Below are 14,994 nucleotides of genomic sequence, written 5' to 3'. Positions count from 1 at the left end.
GGAAATCCTGGACCTCGAAGCTCTTGTCGAGCGCGGCCAGTTCGATCCGGATTATTGTTAGATGACAAGAGAGGCTGGACTCCGGGATTTTCCGGGGAGACCCGACCTTTCGCGATTCAAACCAACAGAAAATGGGGTTTTCTGCCGTTTCTCTCGCGGCGGGTCCCGGTGAAACGACTGTCTGGACTCTTAGTTAATTTAGGCGGTCGATTGCCGCGACAGGCTGGAGTTTGGCCTGATCGTGTGAAACGCGTCTGAGGCGCGGAAAACGGGCGGTTGAGAGCCGTCTGAGGCACGAGCGAGACGCATATAAGTGGGGATGAAGTGGGGTTTTCGCGTCCCCACTTTGAAAACGGGCCGAAAATGGCTGAAACCCGACAGTTTTACCGATCGTCGCCCGTCATTGAGCAGCTCTTAAGTGGGGCCGTTTTCGGCGGCGTCGGGATGATCGCGCAGATAGAGAGCGGCCAGCCAGGTGCGTCGTTCCACCGGCTTCTCGCCGCGCTCCATCAACCCGATGAAGGTGCCCGAAAGGGCGAGGGCATCGGCCATCTGCCCTTGCGTCCAACCAAGGCCCTTGCGGATCGATTTGAGTTCGTCACCTTGCATTAACTGCGCTCCGCCTATATTTTCGCAGTTGGAGTTCGGTGCCGATATTTCGGTCACCGAACCCCGGTTAGGTTAGAAGCGGATTTCCAGTTCTATGGTCATCCACTTTGTTACCAACCGAATGATGAACCTAATCATAGGTTTCTCCTTCGGTTTGTCGTCAGGGCTGCTTCCCTGCCGACATCACTTTAGTAACCCAGTTACTGTTTTCGATCAAGCGAAAATACGTAACTGGGTTATCTTTTTTATCTATTCAGTTGGCCACATGGGAGTCATTTCGTCCTACTTGCAATCCGAAATGAGCTTTACCTGCCAAAACTGATACTGCTCCTGATTTCCATCCTCTAAATACCCAGCGGATACTTTTCTCGCTTGCTCGCACAGCTGGCTTTCGCGATCAACAACAGCGGATTGTCGCACGATTTCATACCGCTTTTCCTCGGCTTCTCCCTTGCTGCAAGCACAGACGATCAAACAGCCGACGATTATCATGGGAAATCTCATGGAATATCCTTTAGTCTGTCATCTGACCCCACCCTGCCGCAATCAATTAGAGGAAGGACGGCTCGATCGAAGAGGTTGAGGATTATCTGTAACGAGCTGGCGAGGATCGGGACGCCTCAATCTTCGCCGCGATAATTTGGCTTTGTGCTGTGGAGAGTGGCCTGTTCATCCATGATTGCGACTTCCCCCGATCGAACCCTAGCCACCATAGATTCTATCAGGGTTTCATAGGGCCAGCTTAGCAGATCGAGGGAAACATCTTCGAGCTTCGTCAATATCAACTGACCTGACAGGGACAAGAGAGCCGTTCTGAGGCCTTCTCCCAGATCAAAGCCGGTAATTCGTTCCGCATTTTCCAGCGCTTCCGCAATGGTTTTTCGCGCATTGGCGCGCTTTTCTTCCCATTTTGTAATGAACGTCCCCCGACGTGCCCTAGCGCTCATGTCGCCCATCATCGACAATATAAAATCGGCCCGGTTTTGCAGCGCATCCTCAAGATCGGGATCATGGGCAATGCCTTCCAGATCGGCCCGCAACGCATTGACCGCGTCATCATCCCCGGCCTCGATCAGCTTGTCGATCTGGTCGAGCAAGCGACTGGCCGTTCCATTGACGCCGCCTACCAGCCATCGCGGATCTATCTCAAGTGCGTCGGCCAACGCGATCAAATTGTCACGCGATGGGCGGGTCTTACCATGCCAATAAGAGCTAATCAGCTGACGGTCTAATCCTGCACGACGGGCTAACTCCGCCTGGTTCCAGCCTTTTTTGGCCGCGCTTTCACGCAAGCGCACCTCCAGAGCCATTTTCGCAATGTCGCCTTGATTGTCTTGCTCAATTGACATATTGTCAGTCCATCATGACAAAAGTTAGCGAGGCATGACAATGACCACGGAAGAGCGGCACCGTCGCGAGGACATCAAGACGATGATCCGCAAGCGGTTTCTGAGCATCCGCCAATTCCAGCGGGATTTCGGCTTGCCGTATGGTTCGGTGAACGACGTGCTGGGCGGCAAGAGCCGCCCGCAAGTCGCGCAGGTGATGGCCGACGCGCTGGGCGTTGGGATTCATGAGCTGTTTCCTGATCGCTACACTGCCAATGGCGACACCATTATCAGGCGCACAAGAAAGACGCATCGTCTAAGTGCGGAGGCGCAATAAGCGATGGGCGCCCTTGTCCCCTTCGCTTACGGCGACGCGCTGGTGCGTGTGGTCGAGGTCAATGCCGCGCCCTGGTGGGTCGCAGGCGATGTCGCCAAGGTGCTTGGCTATCGCGAAGCCCGCGATATGACCCGCCACCTCGACGATGATGAAAAGGGTCCGCACATTGTGCGGACCCTTGGCGGTGAGCAGGAGATGACCATCATCTCCGAGAGCGGCCTCTATCACGCGATCCTCAAATCGCGCCGGTCCGAAGCGAAGCCGTTTCGCAAGTGGGTGACCTCCGAAGTCCTGCCCGCAATCCGCCGAAACGGCTTCTATGCGATGCCCAGCGCCGAACCCGCGCCCCGCGATGACGATGCCTGGCGGCGGATGGAACAGCGGATCGTCGACCTTGAGCGGCTGCTCCAGTCGCAAGCGATGGCGGAAAGCCCATCTTACGCCGTGGCGATCACCTATGCGCCATCTGTGTTCCGGCTGGAGCGGCCGGACGGGACGCTGCGCAGCCAGCGCTATGCCAAGTGCTGGGCGGACGTACCGGTTCGCGAAGCGGTCATCGCCTTGCACCGGCAGATGACCATCGCGCAGGCGGTGGAAGAGATAGCAGCCCGCTTCGGCGTGGTGCGTGCGCCATCGAGATCGGCACTTCATCGCATCTGGAAACAATTGGACCTGATCCGTGGCGTCAAAGGGAGGGTCCACTGATGAGCGGTCGCGCAGACTTGCTGGCGGGTGCCACGCTGTTCGAGCTGGAGCCCTCCGAAATCGAGACGGGAGACCGCATCGGTTTCCTGCACACGGACAAAGCCGCCGCGCTGGGCCGGCTGATGGCGGTCGATGGCCAGCGCGATCCGATCAAGGTGGTCAAGAACCGCAAGGCGGCTACGCGCCCCTGGCGGCTGGTCACCGGCATGCATCGCACGCACGGCGCCGAGCTGGAGGGCATCCGCGTCTGGGCAATTGAGGTTTCCGGTAAGCCGGAAGACTTGGCTGAACTGGAGGCATCCGAGAACCTGCATCGCAGGCCGCTGGGGCCTATCGAACGGGCGAAGTTCACGGCTGCGCTGGCGCAGGCTGCACGTGAGCGTATCGCGCGCGCTCGTGGAGACCTCAAGCAACAACAGATTGCCGTCAAAGCGCGCTGGGCTCGGGTCAAGTCCGGCGAAGTTCGCGCCGAACAGGCGCTCCAAGAGGAGGCCGAGGATACGCAGTGCCAGTTTGGCACTGCGTATTCATGGGAGGAATCCGTTGGAGCAGCGCTCGATCTGGCGCGGCGGGATATCTATCGCGACCTCAAGCTGTACCGCCTGCTAATCGAGCCGTTTCCCGATCTCATCGAAGCGTTAGCGCGGCATCCCCTTGTCGGCGAGACGGCTTCGCAGTTGAACGTGATCACAAGCCTCCACGGCGAAGAAGCGCGTCGTGCCGTTATCGAAGCTTTGTTGGCTAATCACGGCCTCAACGCTGTCGATGCGTGCTTGTCGGCCGGTGTGTCGCCGAAAGACGGGCCGACCCCGCTGGAGCATGAGAAACATGTCAGTGCCGTTAAGGGCGGCCTTAGCCGGCTCAACGCCACACTGCAAAAGCGCCATCTTCCCGACTTCATTCTTCAACTGAAAACGGATGAGGTGAAGCGGCAATTGCGCGACCTGCTCAATGAGGAGCTGGGCGATGCCAAGGTTCCCGTTAATGTCGATAAGCCCGTGCCGGCCGTCGCCGTCCGCGCGTCGGTGAGACTTGAATACATCGTGTGTCTCGACTGCGGCGAGCAGCATCAGCAGCTAAAGCGCCATCTGCGATCGGCGCATGGCCTTCAACCCGGCCAGTACATCGCAAAATGGGGCCTCCCCACGGACTATCCGCTGGTTGCGCCCAACTATGCCGAGGAACGCCGCCGCCAGGCGATGAAGCTTGGGCTGAAAGGCGAGACCGATGCATAGGAAGATCGTCGTCGGCATGGCGGAATTCCATGCGTTTCAAGCAGATGAGCGTTGTCATGATGCCGCAGCGGTTCGCTACGCCGCGTTGGCGATGGTCGATGCCTACCGCTGCTGCGGTCATGACGTAGCAAAGGCGATATCGCGCGCAGCGCGCCAAATGCGTGTTTCCGAGCAGTCGATCAAACGCTGGCTTCGCCGGGTGGAAGGAATCTCCAGACTTCCCGTTCAAGACAGGCTCAAGGCCCTGATATTTGAGCCTGAAGATCGTCTCGCGCGAGGGGAAGGATGCCTTGATGCGCGGTGATATCTCCACGGGCCGCGCGAAGAACCGGCATCCGCTTGACTGGTATGTCGAGGAAGGTTGGGAATGGCATCAGGTCGCGCGCGAGATCGGTCTCGCGCCCGAGCTGGAACCGGACTGCCATATCTGGGACCCTGCGGCTGGCTATGGCCATTCCGCGCAGGGGCTTGAGGGCCTTGGCGTCGATGGGCGGTTCATCCTGTCCGACCTGGTCGAGAATGTCGAATGGGACATGTTCGATACCCCGCCGACGTTTTTTTCGGCCGATTTTCTTGAACTGGATCATCGGCCGCTGGGCGTGGCGCGCTGCTCGATCTGGACGAACCCGCCCTATTCCTATCGCAAGGGCATATTGGAAGCCTTTGTGCGGCAGGCGATGCGCCTGGCGACGGACCGCGTCGTCATGCTGGTGCCGCTCAAGTGGCTGGCGCCGGGCCGGAAGCGCTCCGTGCTGGTCCGCCGCGACCATCCGCCCAAGCTGATCCTGATCTTTACCCAGCGGCCATCGATGCCGCCCGGCGACCGGGTCCATGCCATGGGCAACCGGGCCTATCGCGGCGGCGTGATCGACTATGCGGCGTGCGTCTGGGACGTGCGCGAGCCGACCGCGCCCGGCGACACGCGGACGATCTGGCTGCCGTTGCTGGGAGGGCAAGCCTGATGGTTGCCTATTCCTACAAAAAGCGGTTTTCGCCACTCATTGTCACGCTGGAAAAACGGCAGACGGTCCGGGGCAGGCGCAAGCGCCACGCGCGGCCAGGCGAGCCGATGCAGCACTATGAGGCAATGCGCACAAAGCATTGTCGCAAGCTGCTGGATAATGACCCGATCTGCCGCGACGTGCGCGATATCGAGATCGTCATAGATGCCGACCATGCCGAGCTGATCGGGTCCATATCGATCGACGGCGTTGCTCTGGACGAAGGCCAGATAGAGGCGTTCGCCTGGGACGACGGCTTCCGGCCTGATGCCGAGAGTGCATCGGCGCGCCGGGATATGGGCCGGTTCTGGCTGCAAGAGCATGGCGAAGCGCTTTTTGAAGGCGTCGTGCTGCGCTGGGACCCCGTACCGTGACCCCCGCCGATCGCTTCCGCGCGGCCCGTGAGGCTTTTGAGCTGGCGATGCGGCTGGGCTGCACGCCGTGCGAGGCGGCGCGTGAACTGCGCAAGCGGCGGCTGGCCTGCGGGCGGCGGGCGGAAGCGACCGAGGCCGCGCCGATCGGCGCCGATGACGCGGGCGAGACGCCCGCACCGGCCAGCAATTTCCAAGCCTGGAACAACCCCTGGATGATGAGGGAGTAGCGCCTTGAGCAATGTTCGCCCCGCGCCTTTGTGGCTCACACCTGAGATCGTTCGATCGCAGACGGTCGGCACGCCAGCCCGTAAAACCCTGCACCTGCGGATCGAGCGCGAGAATGTCGTACCCGCCGCTCGCACGCCGGACGACTTTCGCAACGCGGCGATCCGTGGTGCCAGCAAGAAGTTGATCGAGGCGCTCCGGCTTCACCATCCTGAAAGGTGCGGCCAGTGAGTGTCCCGCGCATCTTGGGCCGCCCTGGTCCCGCCCAGCGCCATCCGCGCGGGCATCGCGAAATGATCCTGCCGTTGTCGCGCCGCGCGCCGCGCGCCGTGGGCTGCGGCGAGTGCATCGTGTGCCGCTCAGACATGGCCGATATCGTGCCCTGCCTGCGGAGGCCGTCATGAGCGGCGAGCATCAGAAAAGCGACATTCAGAAGCTGATCGTCTGGGCCAGCGGTATGGTCGAGTTCATCGGCGGCCGAAAGGAACCGGATGGCGCCATTCTCGTCTGCACGGCGCGCGGTGAAGCGGCAATAGAGGCCCTATTCGTCGAAACCGCAGCCTGCATCTGGTTTCATGATTTTGGCGGCCGGGTCGCGGCGCGCATTCCCGAAATTGATCCGGATCGGCCGAATGTGGGCGAGGATATAGACCCCGCCGTGCAGGCGCTGATTGAATGGGGCGACCTGATCCGCGAGGGCATTGAGCGCAATTTCGAGCCTGAGTGCGCAGTCGGCATTGAATGGGTGCGGGCATGAGCAGCCCCAAGCCCACGCTCGGCTATCCCACACGCACCGCTGCTATTCATGGTCTTCGTGCCGAGAGCCTCGATACGCGCCAGATCGCCATAGCCATCGGCATCGAGCCGAAGACGGTCTGCGCTTTGGAGGCGGGTTCAGGGCGGCGGAGGCCCATGCGCGCGGAGCGCCCTTCCGAGCAGCTTGGCCGGACTGTCGTGGTGCCGACGGATGTCCTTGACGCACTCGGCCCGCACGCAGCCAGGCGCGGTATCCACGTCAATTCGCTGGCTCGGCTAATCATCACCACCGTGGTCGATGACTGCATGATCGATGCCGTCCTGGACGATGGCGATGACTGATTTGTTCGGCAACACTCGCCCGCGCCGGTCGCCGCGCGTCATGATGAGCGTCGTCGATGCCGGAAATTTCCCGGACGATCGGTCCTGCGCACGTCTGCACTGTGGCCGTTGCGAGCATGACACTGGCTGGATCGCCTTTCCTGCGACCCGGACGGCGTTGCTGCGCGGCCTGCCTTGCCCTGTGTGCAATGGAGAGCCTGATGCCCAAGGCTAAGGCGCATCCCGGCCAGATCGGATTCGCGTTCGACGCGCCGACGCTGCCACGCGCGGCAGCGGCGCTGGCGGGGCTGGAGAAGCGCATTTCCGCGATGGTCGGCACCATCCTGGCCAGCGCCGCCGCCGAGGGGCGTAGCCGGGCGGTGATCGCCGCCGAGATGGGCGAGCTGCTGGGCGAAGAGATCAATGTCGCGATGCTCGACGCCTATGCCAGCCCCGCGCGGGAGGGGCACAAGGTCATCATGTCGCGCTGCCTGGCGCTGGTCGCCGTGTGCGACCGGCAGGATTTGCTGGACCCGATCATGCGGGAGATCGGGGCGGCGCTGCTGGTCGGCGAGGAAGTCCATACCGCGCGCCTGGGTCATATCGACCGGCAGATCGCCCAGCTCAGAGAAGAACGTCAGCGGATCGCCGGACAGGCGCCGCTCATCCGGGGGGAAAAGAATCGTGACAGCCATCGCGCTCATTAAGGCCGGGGACATTGATTTCGGACGCCAGCAAGACGGCGATGAAACGGCGGCGGAATGGTTCACCGCCGCCGAGCTGGCGGACCTGCGCCTGCCCGGCCTGCCGACGGACAAGAGCGCGATGAACCGCCGCATCCGGGACGAACGGTGGCGGTTTCGCCAGCAGGACGGCGCGCCGCTGTGCCGACCGCGCAACGCGCGCGGCGGCGGCACCGAATATCATGTCTCGCTGTTGCCCGGCTCCGCCCGACTGGAGCTGGCCAAGCGCGGAATCGGGGCGCGCCCGGCCCCGGCCGAAGCGGAAGCCGTCGCGAGCGGTAGCTGGCGCTGGTTCGACCTCCAGGGCGAGGCGACCAGGGCCGAGGCGGAGAAGCGCCTGGGCATCGTGCGCGACATCTATCTTTTGAAGGAGAGTGGAATGACCTGGACGGCGGCGGTGATTGGCATCGCACGGCGGGAGCGCGTCGGCGTGTCCACCGTGCGGGTATGGATGTCTTTGGTCAAAGGGGTGGCGCGGGCCGACTGGCTCCCGGCGCTGGCCCCGCGCCGCCAGGGCGGCGGCAAGGAAGCCGAGATCGATGCCGAATTGTGGACCATCTACAAATCGGACTGCCTGCGCGCATCCGGCGCCACCTATGCGAGCTGCTACGAGCGCGTCGCCGATATCGCCAAGGCCATGGGCCGCGTGCTGCCGTCCGAACGGACGATGCGCCGCCGCCTGGAGAGCGAGGTCCATCCCGATGTGCTGAAGCTGGCGCGCGAGGGCGAAGAGGCCCTGCGCCGCGCGATTCCGGCCCAGCGCCGCACCGTCGAGCATCTGCACGCGCTCGAATGGGTCAATGTCGATGGCCACAAGTTCGACGTGTGGGTCACGCCGCCGGGCGGCGGCAAGCCGATCCGTCCGATCATGATCGGGTTGCAGGACGTGCATTCGAGCAAGGTGCTGGCCTGGCGGATCGGCGAGACCGAGAGCGCGGCGCTGGCGCGGCTTGCCTTTGCCGACCTCATCACGAACTGGGGCATTCCGGTCCATTGCCTGCTGGACAATGGCCGGGGCTTCGCCAGCAAATGGCTGACGGGCGGCGCGCTGACCCGGTTCCGCTACAAGGTGCTGCCGTCCGATCCGACCGGGCTGCTGACGGCGCTGGGCATCCAGATTCACTGGGCGCTGCCCTATCGCGGTCAGTCCAAGCCGATCGAACGCGCCTGGCGCGACCTGTGCGACACGATCAGCCGCCATCCCGCGACCGAGGGCGCCTATACCGGCAACAACGCGCTGAACAAGCCGCATAATTATGGCGCGCGCGCCATGGGCTGGGCCGAGTTCGTCGCGCATGTCGATCGCGGAATCGCCCGGCACAATGCGAAGCTGGGCCGCCGTGGCCGCCATTATGCGGGGCGCAGCTTCGACGATGTGTTCGCGGCCAGCTACGCCGCCGCGCCGATCGGCAAGGCCAAGCCCGAGCATATGCGCATGGCCCTGCTCGCCGCCGAGCAGAAGCGGGTGAACAGGGAAACCGGCGAAATCGACCTGTTCGGCAACCGCTACTGGGCGGAAGGGTGCAGCCATCTGCGCGGCGAACAGGTGACCGTGCGCTTCGATCCCGACGATCTGCACCGCGAGATCTACCTTTATGACCGGGGCGGCCATTTCCTCACTGCCGCGCAGCTGATCGCCGACAGCGGATTCGGCGATGCCGAAGGCGCGCGCACGACCGCCAAGCGCTGGAAAGACCATCGCCGCCGCATCCGTGACGGGCTGGAGGCCGAGCAGCTGCTTGCGGCCGAACAGGTGGCAGCGCTTCAGGTCGATGCCCCGACCCCGGCCATGCCCGAGCCGGGCGCGGTGCGGATGGTGCGGCATCGCGGCCAGACGGCCGCCGCGCTCAAGGCCATCGCCCCGGCGCCGGCATCGGATCCCAAACCATCGGAAAGCAGGATTTTCGGCGCGCTCGGCAGGTTGCGGGCGGTCGATTGAAATGGGCGCGCGGGCAGTTTCTCACCGCCACCCGCGCGCCCGCCCCACCGAAGAGAGACAGGAGACGCATAGCATGAATGACGAAACCACACAGGCCATCGATGTCGAGGAAGAGCGGCGATGGATCATCGATCATCGCACCGCGATTAATGTCGGCACGCGCGAGATCGCGCGGCTGACCGGCATCCCGCATGGCACGATCAGCCAGTTCATGTCCGACAAGGGCTATGGCGGTCGGGAAGAGAATGTTGCCGAGAAGGTCGCGCGCTATCGCCAGTCGCTTGCCGCGCAGGCGGCGGTCGAAATCGAGCCGCGCACCATGCCCGACTGGTTCGACACGGGGACCAGCGCCCGCCTGTTCAAGCTGTTCAACTTCGCTCGCCTGGGCGAGCTGGTTGCGGCCGCCATGGTGCCCGGAACGGGCAAGACGAAAGCCGCCAAGCGCTTTGCCTGGACATATCCGAACGTCTTCCATGTCACGATGACTTCATCGACGGCCGGCGTACCGACGATGCAGGCGGCCGTGCTGGAGGCGATGGGCGAACGCGACGCGAAGGGAACGCCGCAGGCCCTGTCCCGCAAGATTCGCAACCGCGTCGAGCAATTGCGCAATGCCCTCATCATCATTGACGAGGCACAGCATCTGTCGGCGAAGGCCCTCGACGAAATTCGATCCTGGAACGACCTGTCCGGCGTCGGCATCGCCCTGCTGGGGGACACGAACCTGCTGACCCAGCTGGCGAAATTTTCGCAGCTCTTCAGCCGCATTAGCGCCCACCATGTGCAGACCCAGGCGATGGAAACCGACGTGGCGCCGCTCGCCGCTGCGTGGGCCATCGAAAAGCCGGAAATGATCGCCTTCATCCGTGACCTCGCGATGCGGCCCGGTGCCCTGCGCCGGACCAGCAAGGCCCTGCGCCTCGCCCACATGATGGCCGATGCGGAAGGCCTGCCGCTGGAGCTGGCGCATCTCAAGGACGCCGCCGCGCAAGTCTCTGTCCAGGCCCGCGCCTGATCCCCGTATCAAAGGAGTTTTATCATGAACGCACTGAACCCCACTGCCATCGCCCCGACCGATGGCCGCCGCGAGATCGACGGCACCATCTACCTGATCGACGGCAAGGGCGGCCTGATCCCGCTGACAGCGGTCAAGCCGCAGGACGTGTTGCAGGACGAGCTGGTCCGCAAGATCATGGGCTTTGCCGAGCCGATCAGCGCCCAGGTGGCGCGATTCCGACAGCATACGCTGGATGATGTCGATGCCTTCGTCGCGCTGCTCGAACAGGAATATGGCGCGCGCCGCGGCGGCAAGAAGGGCAATCTGTCCTTCCTGTCCTATGACGGCCTGCAAAAGGTGGATGTCGGCGTCGGCGAGAATATCGCGTTCGGCCCGGAATTGCAGATCGCGAAGGAACTGGTCGACGATTGCCTGCGCGACTGGAGCCAAGGCACCCGCGATGAGCTGAAGGCGGTCATCAACCGCGCGTTCGACGTGGACAGCCAAGGCAAGGTCAACCGCAACGACCTGTTCTATCTGCTGCGCCTGGAGATCGAGGACGAACGCTGGAAGCGGGCGATGAAGGCGATCCGCGATTCCATCCGCGTCATCGGGTCGAAGCGCTATGTCCGCATCTATCGCCGCCCGAACAACCAGGCGGCGTGGGAAGCCGTCTCCATCAACATGGCGACGCTGTGATGGGCGGCCCTCCGGAAATAGGGATCGGCACGGCGGTCGATGACAGCGGCGAGGCTGTCGTGCGCCTCGTCTTCGTCCTGGACGGCGCGCAGCAATGCGTTGCCGACCTGATCCCAGATCAGGCGCGGCAGATGGCCGGCGTCCTGATCGATGCGTCAGCGCGGGCGGAGATCGAGGACGCCGACAACACGCGCGTAGCTAAGGCTCTGCTCGCCGATTTGGAAGCGCGGGAGGCCGGGCAATGACGCGCGCGCGCGATCAGCAGCGGGCGAGCGCGCCGATCCTCGCCAGGGCGATGGACGCGCTGTTCGTCGATCCCGACACCGGCGCGCCGGTGCGCAACACGCTCGACCGCATCTCCATCCTGATCGGGGCGATCCAGGGCGTGGTGCTGGTCACCGCGATCCTGGCCATAGCGCTCGGGCTGGGAGGCGGTCGATGATCGGCCTTGCATTCTTGCCCGGCCGCGCGACGCAGCCGGTCCGGCTGGTCAGCGTCGCGGCGATCATCGCAGAGGTCGGCTATCAAATGGGGCTGCGTCGCGCGGACATCATCGGCCCCGTTCGGACCATGCCGCTGTCGCGGGCGCGATTCGCCGTGGCCTGGCTTGCCCGCGAGGTCACGCCTGCGAGCTGGCATGTCATCGCCCACGCGCTGGGCGGACGCCATCACAGCACGATCATCAGCGCGCGCCGCAGGGGCGATGCCCTGCGCCAGCGCGATCCCGCCTTCCGCCGCCTGACCGATCGGCTGCGCGAACATTTCCGCGACCTTCAGGAGGATTGACCATGGCTTACGCTGCCCGTTCCGGTGCCGCAGATCCGCGCCGGCTGCTGATCGCCAAGCTGCACATCGCACCCAAGCAACTGGGTATCGAGAAGGAGGATTATCGCGACATTCTGGCGCGGGTCACCGGCAAGCGCAGCTCGGCCGACATGGACATGGGCGAATTGTCGGACGTGCTGGCCGAGTTCGAACGGCTGGGCTTTACATCGTCCGCGCGGTCCGGCGCCCAGCGCAAGCCGCAGGCTGAGGCGCGCGTGGAGAATCCATCAACCCGCAAGGCGCTGGCGCTTTGGATTTCGCTCTACCAGCTGGGCGTGGTGCGCAATCCTCGCCGGTCCGCACTGGAGACATTCGCGGCACGGCAGATGAAATGCGAGCGCATGGCCTGGATGCGCCAGTCCGAAAGCTACAAGTTGATCGAGGCGCTCAAGAATATGGCCGAGCGCAATGGCTGGGCACAGCGCGGGCTGGACGGCGAAGCGCTGTCGGTCGAGCAGCTCCAGCGCGGGCTGTGCATCGCGATATTGGGCCGGCTGAAAGCGGCCGGCGTGGCACGGCAGGACATGACTGTCGAAAGCGCGACATTCGTCTTCGGTGGCCTGCGCCAGGGACGCGACGCGATCTGCTGGAAGCGTGCGTCGGCCAGCATGGGCGACTGGCTGCGCAAGGCCGGCCTCGCCCGCGCAGAGGAGGATCGGCCATGACGATCGCGGACGCCATTGCGCTGGTCGATCGCCTGGTCGCGGATCACAACGCCGCGACCGATCATGTCCAGGCCTCCACGAACTATGATGCGTGGCGGAAAGCGCATCGTGAAGCCGATGCGGCGCTGGCATCCGCCCTGGTCGCGGCCGGCGCGACGGTTCGGGAGAACTGGCAGGGCGCCAGCGTCAAGCTGGCTGGCGTCCGATCGACATCGACCGGGGGGCTGAGGGGCGCGACCACGAACTGGCTGCGCGCCGCGCAGCAGCGGCTGGAGGCCTGATCCATGGCCGGCCCGCGCATCTCCGACAATGTGCTGCTGCGCTTCCTCGACGGCGGCGACGCCCTGTCGGCCGAGCAGACGCGCCAGGCGCTGTCGGCCTCGCTGGCGCGGGCGCATTGCGCGGCCCGTTCGATTGGCGCGACCGATTTCCTCATCACCTTGGACCACACCAGCTTCGTCGTCCGTGACGATGTCGTGGTGACGGTGATCGCTGAGCCGCGCCCGGCCTGTCGCTTCATGGCGATCGGCCAGGATCGGAAGGCCTACCGGTGACTGTCAACGCGCCCCTTCCTCTGCCCGGCGTCCTCGCCCAGATCGCCGCAGTGGCGGGCGAGGAGGCGGCGCTGGCCATCGCGCGGGCGCGTGGCGGCACGCAAATCTATGTGCCGCCAGCGCCTGGTCCCGATCACTGGCTGAGCCAGCTGGTCGGCAGCGAGGCGGCCAGCGCGATCGGCGAGGCACTGGCCGATGGCCATGCCGGCGTGCGCATCGATCTGCCCCTGGGGCCGACCGGCGCGGTCGCGCGGCAGGCGGCGGCGCGCAACGCGCAGATGGATGCGATGATCGCGGCGGGCCGCTCCGAACGTGACATCGCCCTGGCCACGGGCTACACGGTCCGCTCTGTCCGCCGTCGCATCGCCAGGGTCGGCCGGCCGGTCGATGATCGCCAGTTGGGGCTGTTTTCGAACTAGGCCGGACAGGCGTCCGGGGCGCTTGAGCCGCTTACCTCCCGCACAAGGCGGGCATGGGCAAAGGGCAAAAATTCTATCATCAGGCGGGGTTCCGCCGTGGCTGACGCATCGGGCCGGTCCCTGGTCGGCGTCGCCGCCGCCGCCGCGCTGGTGACGGCGCCAACCGCGATCGTCGTGAGCGATCCGGCGGCGCAGGTTGCGAGCGGGCTGATCGAGAAATGGGAGGGCACGCGCACCGTCCCCTATCGCGATATCGTCAAGAAATGGACCGTCTGCACCGGCGAAACGCGGGTGAAGATGCGTCCCTACACACTGGCCGAATGCCACGCTTTTCTCAACAAGGCGATCCGCAGCGACTACGGCCTTGGCGTTCTGAAATGCACGCCCATGCTCCAGCGGAGCGTCTATCAGCTCGGCGCCGCGATCAGCGTCGCCTATAATATCGGGGTCGCCGGCTATTGCGGATCGACCATGGCGCGGCAGTTCAAGGGCGGCGACTGGTACGGCGCCTGTCAGGCATTCGCGCTGTGGAACAAGGCGGGGGGCGTCGTCGTCACCGGCCTCGACAATCGCCGCAATGACGAAATGCGCGCCTGCTTCACCCTGTTGCCGCCAGAGCGGACGATGACGCCGAAGGTGGCGGCATGATCGCGCTGTTTCGCCTGCTATCCGGCATCGGCCCCGGCCTCGCGCTGCTGGCGCGGGCGTTCCGCTGGCTGGTCGAACGGCCGGTGCGGCTGTTCATCCTGCTGCTGGTCCTCAACCTGCTGTGGCTGTCGGTTTCGTTGCAACAGGCGCGTGAGCTTGCCCAGCACCGGCAGGCCCAGGCGGCGGCGTGGCACGGCAAGTTCTTAGGCCAGAAAGCGGAAATGCAGAAGTTCGTCGGCCTGGTCGCCGCCGCCCGGATCGAGGCGGCGCGGCGCGACCGCGCCAATGCCGCACGGGTCGCGGGCGAATGGCAGGGCCATCTTGCGGAGGTGACATATGATTATCGGACGGACCTTGCCGCTGCTCGCGCTGCCCTTGCTGCTCGCCTGCGGGGCGCAGGAGCGGGTGCAGACGGCGGTGCCGGTGGTGGCGCAGGCGCGGCAGTGCCCGGCCTTCCCACCCTGTCCAGCGGCGCTGTGCGGCCCGGTGGAGCCGCTATCGTGGATGCCGCCGATCTCGACGCCTGCACCGTCAACTCGCTGAGGCTCACCCATCTGATCGACGCCTGGAAGCGGGCCGCCTCGATCGACATTGACGGCCAGCCCTGAGGGGGT

The 14,994-nt window shown here is 64.4% G+C and carries 26 protein-coding genes; 23 read left to right on the top strand and 3 right to left on the bottom strand.

Annotated elements, in window-relative coordinates; translation table 11 throughout:
- Window positions 1-414: 414 nt before the first annotated feature.
- The 3 genes from ACODSN_RS11995 to ACODSN_RS11985 all read right to left on the bottom strand — a co-directional run bounded on the left by ACODSN_RS11995 (window position 415) and on the right by ACODSN_RS11985 (window position 1,958).
- Complete coding sequence (locus ACODSN_RS11995; protein ID WP_489055689.1) at window positions 415-609, bottom strand: helix-turn-helix domain-containing protein; 195 nt, start codon at window positions 607-609, stop codon at window positions 415-417.
- A 282-nt stretch (window positions 610-891) separates the two neighbouring features.
- Window positions 892-1,101, bottom strand: a complete 210-nt coding sequence (locus ACODSN_RS11990) for a hypothetical protein (protein WP_489055687.1) — start codon at window positions 1,099-1,101, stop codon at window positions 892-894.
- A gap of 128 nt (window positions 1,102-1,229) precedes the next feature.
- Window positions 1,230-1,958, bottom strand: coding sequence for a helix-turn-helix domain-containing protein (locus ACODSN_RS11985; protein ID WP_489055685.1), 729 nt, complete (start codon window positions 1,956-1,958; stop codon window positions 1,230-1,232).
- A 40-nt stretch (window positions 1,959-1,998) separates the two neighbouring features.
- On the opposite strand from ACODSN_RS11985, the gene ACODSN_RS11980 reads away from it, so the two are divergent.
- From ACODSN_RS11980 to ACODSN_RS11870, 23 genes are all read left to right on the top strand, one after another.
- Window positions 1,999-2,274 carry a helix-turn-helix domain-containing protein gene (locus tag ACODSN_RS11980; RefSeq protein ID WP_489055684.1) on the top strand — a complete coding sequence of 92 codons (276 nt, stop codon included), beginning with the start codon at window positions 1,999-2,001 and terminating at the stop codon, window positions 2,272-2,274.
- Between the two features lie 3 nt (window positions 2,275-2,277).
- Window positions 2,278-2,979 carry a BRO-N domain-containing protein gene (locus tag ACODSN_RS11975; RefSeq protein WP_489055682.1) on the top strand — a complete coding sequence of 234 codons (702 nt, stop codon included), beginning with the start codon at window positions 2,278-2,280 and terminating at the stop codon, window positions 2,977-2,979.
- Entirely contained in the window at window positions 2,979-4,214 is a 1,236-nt protein-coding gene (locus tag ACODSN_RS11970) for a Ros/MucR family transcriptional regulator (protein ID WP_489055680.1), read from the top strand. The genes ACODSN_RS11975 and ACODSN_RS11970 overlap by 1 nt, the downstream gene beginning before the upstream one ends.
- Window positions 4,207-4,518, top strand: a complete 312-nt coding sequence (locus ACODSN_RS11965) for a hypothetical protein (protein ID WP_489055679.1) — start codon at window positions 4,207-4,209, stop codon at window positions 4,516-4,518. Before ACODSN_RS11970 ends, ACODSN_RS11965 begins: the two co-directional genes overlap by 8 nt.
- The gene (locus ACODSN_RS11960; protein WP_489055677.1) at window positions 4,508-5,176 is read left to right on the top strand and encodes a hypothetical protein; all 669 of its coding nucleotides are present in this window, start codon (window positions 4,508-4,510) and stop codon (window positions 5,174-5,176) included. Before ACODSN_RS11965 ends, ACODSN_RS11960 begins: the two co-directional genes overlap by 11 nt.
- The gene (locus ACODSN_RS11955; RefSeq protein ID WP_489055675.1) at window positions 5,176-5,589 is read left to right on the top strand and encodes a hypothetical protein; all 414 of its coding nucleotides are present in this window, start codon (window positions 5,176-5,178) and stop codon (window positions 5,587-5,589) included. Before ACODSN_RS11960 ends, ACODSN_RS11955 begins: the two co-directional genes overlap by 1 nt.
- Window positions 5,586-5,816 (top strand): hypothetical protein, encoded by a 231-nt coding sequence (locus ACODSN_RS11950; RefSeq protein ID WP_489055673.1) that lies wholly within the window; start codon window positions 5,586-5,588, stop codon window positions 5,814-5,816. Before ACODSN_RS11955 ends, ACODSN_RS11950 begins: the two co-directional genes overlap by 4 nt.
- A gap of 4 nt (window positions 5,817-5,820) precedes the next feature.
- Complete coding sequence (locus ACODSN_RS11945) at window positions 5,821-6,045, top strand: hypothetical protein (protein ID WP_489055671.1); 225 nt, start codon at window positions 5,821-5,823, stop codon at window positions 6,043-6,045.
- Window positions 6,046-6,214: 169 nt separating this feature from the next.
- Window positions 6,215-6,571 carry a hypothetical protein gene (locus ACODSN_RS11940; protein ID WP_489055669.1) on the top strand — a complete coding sequence of 119 codons (357 nt, stop codon included), beginning with the start codon at window positions 6,215-6,217 and terminating at the stop codon, window positions 6,569-6,571.
- The gene (locus ACODSN_RS11935; RefSeq protein WP_489055668.1) at window positions 6,568-6,912 is read left to right on the top strand and encodes a hypothetical protein; all 345 of its coding nucleotides are present in this window, start codon (window positions 6,568-6,570) and stop codon (window positions 6,910-6,912) included. The genes ACODSN_RS11940 and ACODSN_RS11935 overlap by 4 nt, the downstream gene beginning before the upstream one ends.
- Window positions 6,913-7,112: 200 nt before the next feature.
- The gene (locus ACODSN_RS11930; RefSeq protein WP_489055666.1) at window positions 7,113-7,598 is read left to right on the top strand and encodes a hypothetical protein; all 486 of its coding nucleotides are present in this window, start codon (window positions 7,113-7,115) and stop codon (window positions 7,596-7,598) included.
- Window positions 7,576-9,573 carry a transposase domain-containing protein gene (locus ACODSN_RS11925; RefSeq protein ID WP_489055664.1) on the top strand — a complete coding sequence of 666 codons (1,998 nt, stop codon included), beginning with the start codon at window positions 7,576-7,578 and terminating at the stop codon, window positions 9,571-9,573. The genes ACODSN_RS11930 and ACODSN_RS11925 overlap by 23 nt, the downstream gene beginning before the upstream one ends.
- A gap of 73 nt (window positions 9,574-9,646) precedes the next feature.
- The gene (locus ACODSN_RS11920) at window positions 9,647-10,588 is read left to right on the top strand and encodes an AAA family ATPase (RefSeq protein WP_489055662.1); all 942 of its coding nucleotides are present in this window, start codon (window positions 9,647-9,649) and stop codon (window positions 10,586-10,588) included.
- Window positions 10,589-10,612: 24 nt separating this feature from the next.
- Window positions 10,613-11,269, top strand: coding sequence for a DUF3164 family protein (locus ACODSN_RS11915; RefSeq protein ID WP_489055660.1), 657 nt, complete (start codon window positions 10,613-10,615; stop codon window positions 11,267-11,269).
- Window positions 11,269-11,514 (top strand): hypothetical protein, encoded by a 246-nt coding sequence (locus ACODSN_RS11910; RefSeq protein WP_489055658.1) that lies wholly within the window; start codon window positions 11,269-11,271, stop codon window positions 11,512-11,514. The genes ACODSN_RS11915 and ACODSN_RS11910 overlap by 1 nt, the downstream gene beginning before the upstream one ends.
- On the top strand, window positions 11,511-11,711 hold the full coding sequence (locus ACODSN_RS11905; protein WP_489055656.1) for a hypothetical protein: 201 nt from the start codon (window positions 11,511-11,513) through the stop codon (window positions 11,709-11,711). The genes ACODSN_RS11910 and ACODSN_RS11905 overlap by 4 nt, the downstream gene beginning before the upstream one ends.
- The gene (locus tag ACODSN_RS11900) at window positions 11,708-12,055 is read left to right on the top strand and encodes a helix-turn-helix domain-containing protein (RefSeq protein ID WP_489055654.1); all 348 of its coding nucleotides are present in this window, start codon (window positions 11,708-11,710) and stop codon (window positions 12,053-12,055) included. Before ACODSN_RS11905 ends, ACODSN_RS11900 begins: the two co-directional genes overlap by 4 nt.
- Window positions 12,056-12,057: 2 nt before the next feature.
- On the top strand, window positions 12,058-12,759 hold the full coding sequence (locus tag ACODSN_RS11895; protein WP_489055652.1) for a gp16 family protein: 702 nt from the start codon (window positions 12,058-12,060) through the stop codon (window positions 12,757-12,759).
- Complete coding sequence (locus tag ACODSN_RS11890; RefSeq protein WP_489055650.1) at window positions 12,756-13,040, top strand: hypothetical protein; 285 nt, start codon at window positions 12,756-12,758, stop codon at window positions 13,038-13,040. Before ACODSN_RS11895 ends, ACODSN_RS11890 begins: the two co-directional genes overlap by 4 nt.
- 3 nt (window positions 13,041-13,043) lie before the next feature.
- The gene (locus tag ACODSN_RS11885) at window positions 13,044-13,313 is read left to right on the top strand and encodes a hypothetical protein (protein WP_489055648.1); all 270 of its coding nucleotides are present in this window, start codon (window positions 13,044-13,046) and stop codon (window positions 13,311-13,313) included.
- Window positions 13,310-13,732 (top strand): hypothetical protein, encoded by a 423-nt coding sequence (locus ACODSN_RS11880; protein ID WP_489055646.1) that lies wholly within the window; start codon window positions 13,310-13,312, stop codon window positions 13,730-13,732. The genes ACODSN_RS11885 and ACODSN_RS11880 overlap by 4 nt, the downstream gene beginning before the upstream one ends.
- A 96-nt stretch (window positions 13,733-13,828) precedes the next feature.
- Window positions 13,829-14,380 carry a lysozyme gene (locus ACODSN_RS11875; RefSeq protein WP_489055645.1) on the top strand — a complete coding sequence of 184 codons (552 nt, stop codon included), beginning with the start codon at window positions 13,829-13,831 and terminating at the stop codon, window positions 14,378-14,380.
- A complete protein-coding gene (locus ACODSN_RS11870; RefSeq protein WP_489055643.1) occupies window positions 14,377-14,988 on the top strand; it encodes a hypothetical protein in 612 nt (203 codons plus the stop codon). Before ACODSN_RS11875 ends, ACODSN_RS11870 begins: the two co-directional genes overlap by 4 nt.
- Window positions 14,989-14,994: the final 6 nt, after the last annotated feature.

The sequence above is a fragment of the Sphingobium sp. FG11 genome (genome assembly GCF_057809915.1).
This window is presented reverse-complemented; position numbering and strand designations above follow the sequence as displayed.

Bases quoted from the DNA above. Each gene is read 5' to 3' on its own strand.
- ACODSN_RS11930 (WP_489055666.1), top strand. From the start codon at position 7,113: ATGCCCAAGGCTAAGGCGCATCCCGGCCAGATCGGATTCGCGTTCGAC.
- ACODSN_RS11965 (WP_489055679.1), top strand. From the start codon at position 4,207: ATGCATAGGAAGATCGTCGTCGGCATGGCGGAATTCCATGCGTTTCAA.
- ACODSN_RS11975 (WP_489055682.1), top strand. From the start codon at position 2,278: ATGGGCGCCCTTGTCCCCTTCGCTTACGGCGACGCGCTGGTGCGTGTG.
- ACODSN_RS11985 (WP_489055685.1), bottom strand. From the start codon at position 1,958: ATGTCAATTGAGCAAGACAATCAAGGCGACATTGCGAAAATGGCTCTG.
- ACODSN_RS11885 (WP_489055648.1), top strand. From the start codon at position 13,044: ATGGCCGGCCCGCGCATCTCCGACAATGTGCTGCTGCGCTTCCTCGAC.
- ACODSN_RS11935 (WP_489055668.1), top strand. From the start codon at position 6,568: ATGAGCAGCCCCAAGCCCACGCTCGGCTATCCCACACGCACCGCTGCT.
- ACODSN_RS11970 (WP_489055680.1), top strand. From the start codon at position 2,979: ATGAGCGGTCGCGCAGACTTGCTGGCGGGTGCCACGCTGTTCGAGCTG.
- ACODSN_RS11995 (WP_489055689.1), bottom strand. From the start codon at position 609: ATGCAAGGTGACGAACTCAAATCGATCCGCAAGGGCCTTGGTTGGACG.
- ACODSN_RS11990 (WP_489055687.1), bottom strand. From the start codon at position 1,101: ATGATAATCGTCGGCTGTTTGATCGTCTGTGCTTGCAGCAAGGGAGAA.
- ACODSN_RS11895 (WP_489055652.1), top strand. From the start codon at position 12,058: ATGGCTTACGCTGCCCGTTCCGGTGCCGCAGATCCGCGCCGGCTGCTG.
- ACODSN_RS11980 (WP_489055684.1), top strand. From the start codon at position 1,999: ATGACCACGGAAGAGCGGCACCGTCGCGAGGACATCAAGACGATGATC.
- ACODSN_RS11940 (WP_489055669.1), top strand. From the start codon at position 6,215: ATGAGCGGCGAGCATCAGAAAAGCGACATTCAGAAGCTGATCGTCTGG.
- ACODSN_RS11915 (WP_489055660.1), top strand. From the start codon at position 10,613: ATGAACGCACTGAACCCCACTGCCATCGCCCCGACCGATGGCCGCCGC.
- ACODSN_RS11900 (WP_489055654.1), top strand. From the start codon at position 11,708: ATGATCGGCCTTGCATTCTTGCCCGGCCGCGCGACGCAGCCGGTCCGG.
- ACODSN_RS11960 (WP_489055677.1), top strand. From the start codon at position 4,508: ATGCGCGGTGATATCTCCACGGGCCGCGCGAAGAACCGGCATCCGCTT.
- ACODSN_RS11955 (WP_489055675.1), top strand. From the start codon at position 5,176: ATGGTTGCCTATTCCTACAAAAAGCGGTTTTCGCCACTCATTGTCACG.
- ACODSN_RS11905 (WP_489055656.1), top strand. From the start codon at position 11,511: ATGACGCGCGCGCGCGATCAGCAGCGGGCGAGCGCGCCGATCCTCGCC.
- ACODSN_RS11890 (WP_489055650.1), top strand. From the start codon at position 12,756: ATGACGATCGCGGACGCCATTGCGCTGGTCGATCGCCTGGTCGCGGAT.
- ACODSN_RS11920 (WP_489055662.1), top strand. From the start codon at position 9,647: ATGAATGACGAAACCACACAGGCCATCGATGTCGAGGAAGAGCGGCGA.
- ACODSN_RS11910 (WP_489055658.1), top strand. From the start codon at position 11,269: ATGGGCGGCCCTCCGGAAATAGGGATCGGCACGGCGGTCGATGACAGC.
- ACODSN_RS11870 (WP_489055643.1), top strand. From the start codon at position 14,377: ATGATCGCGCTGTTTCGCCTGCTATCCGGCATCGGCCCCGGCCTCGCG.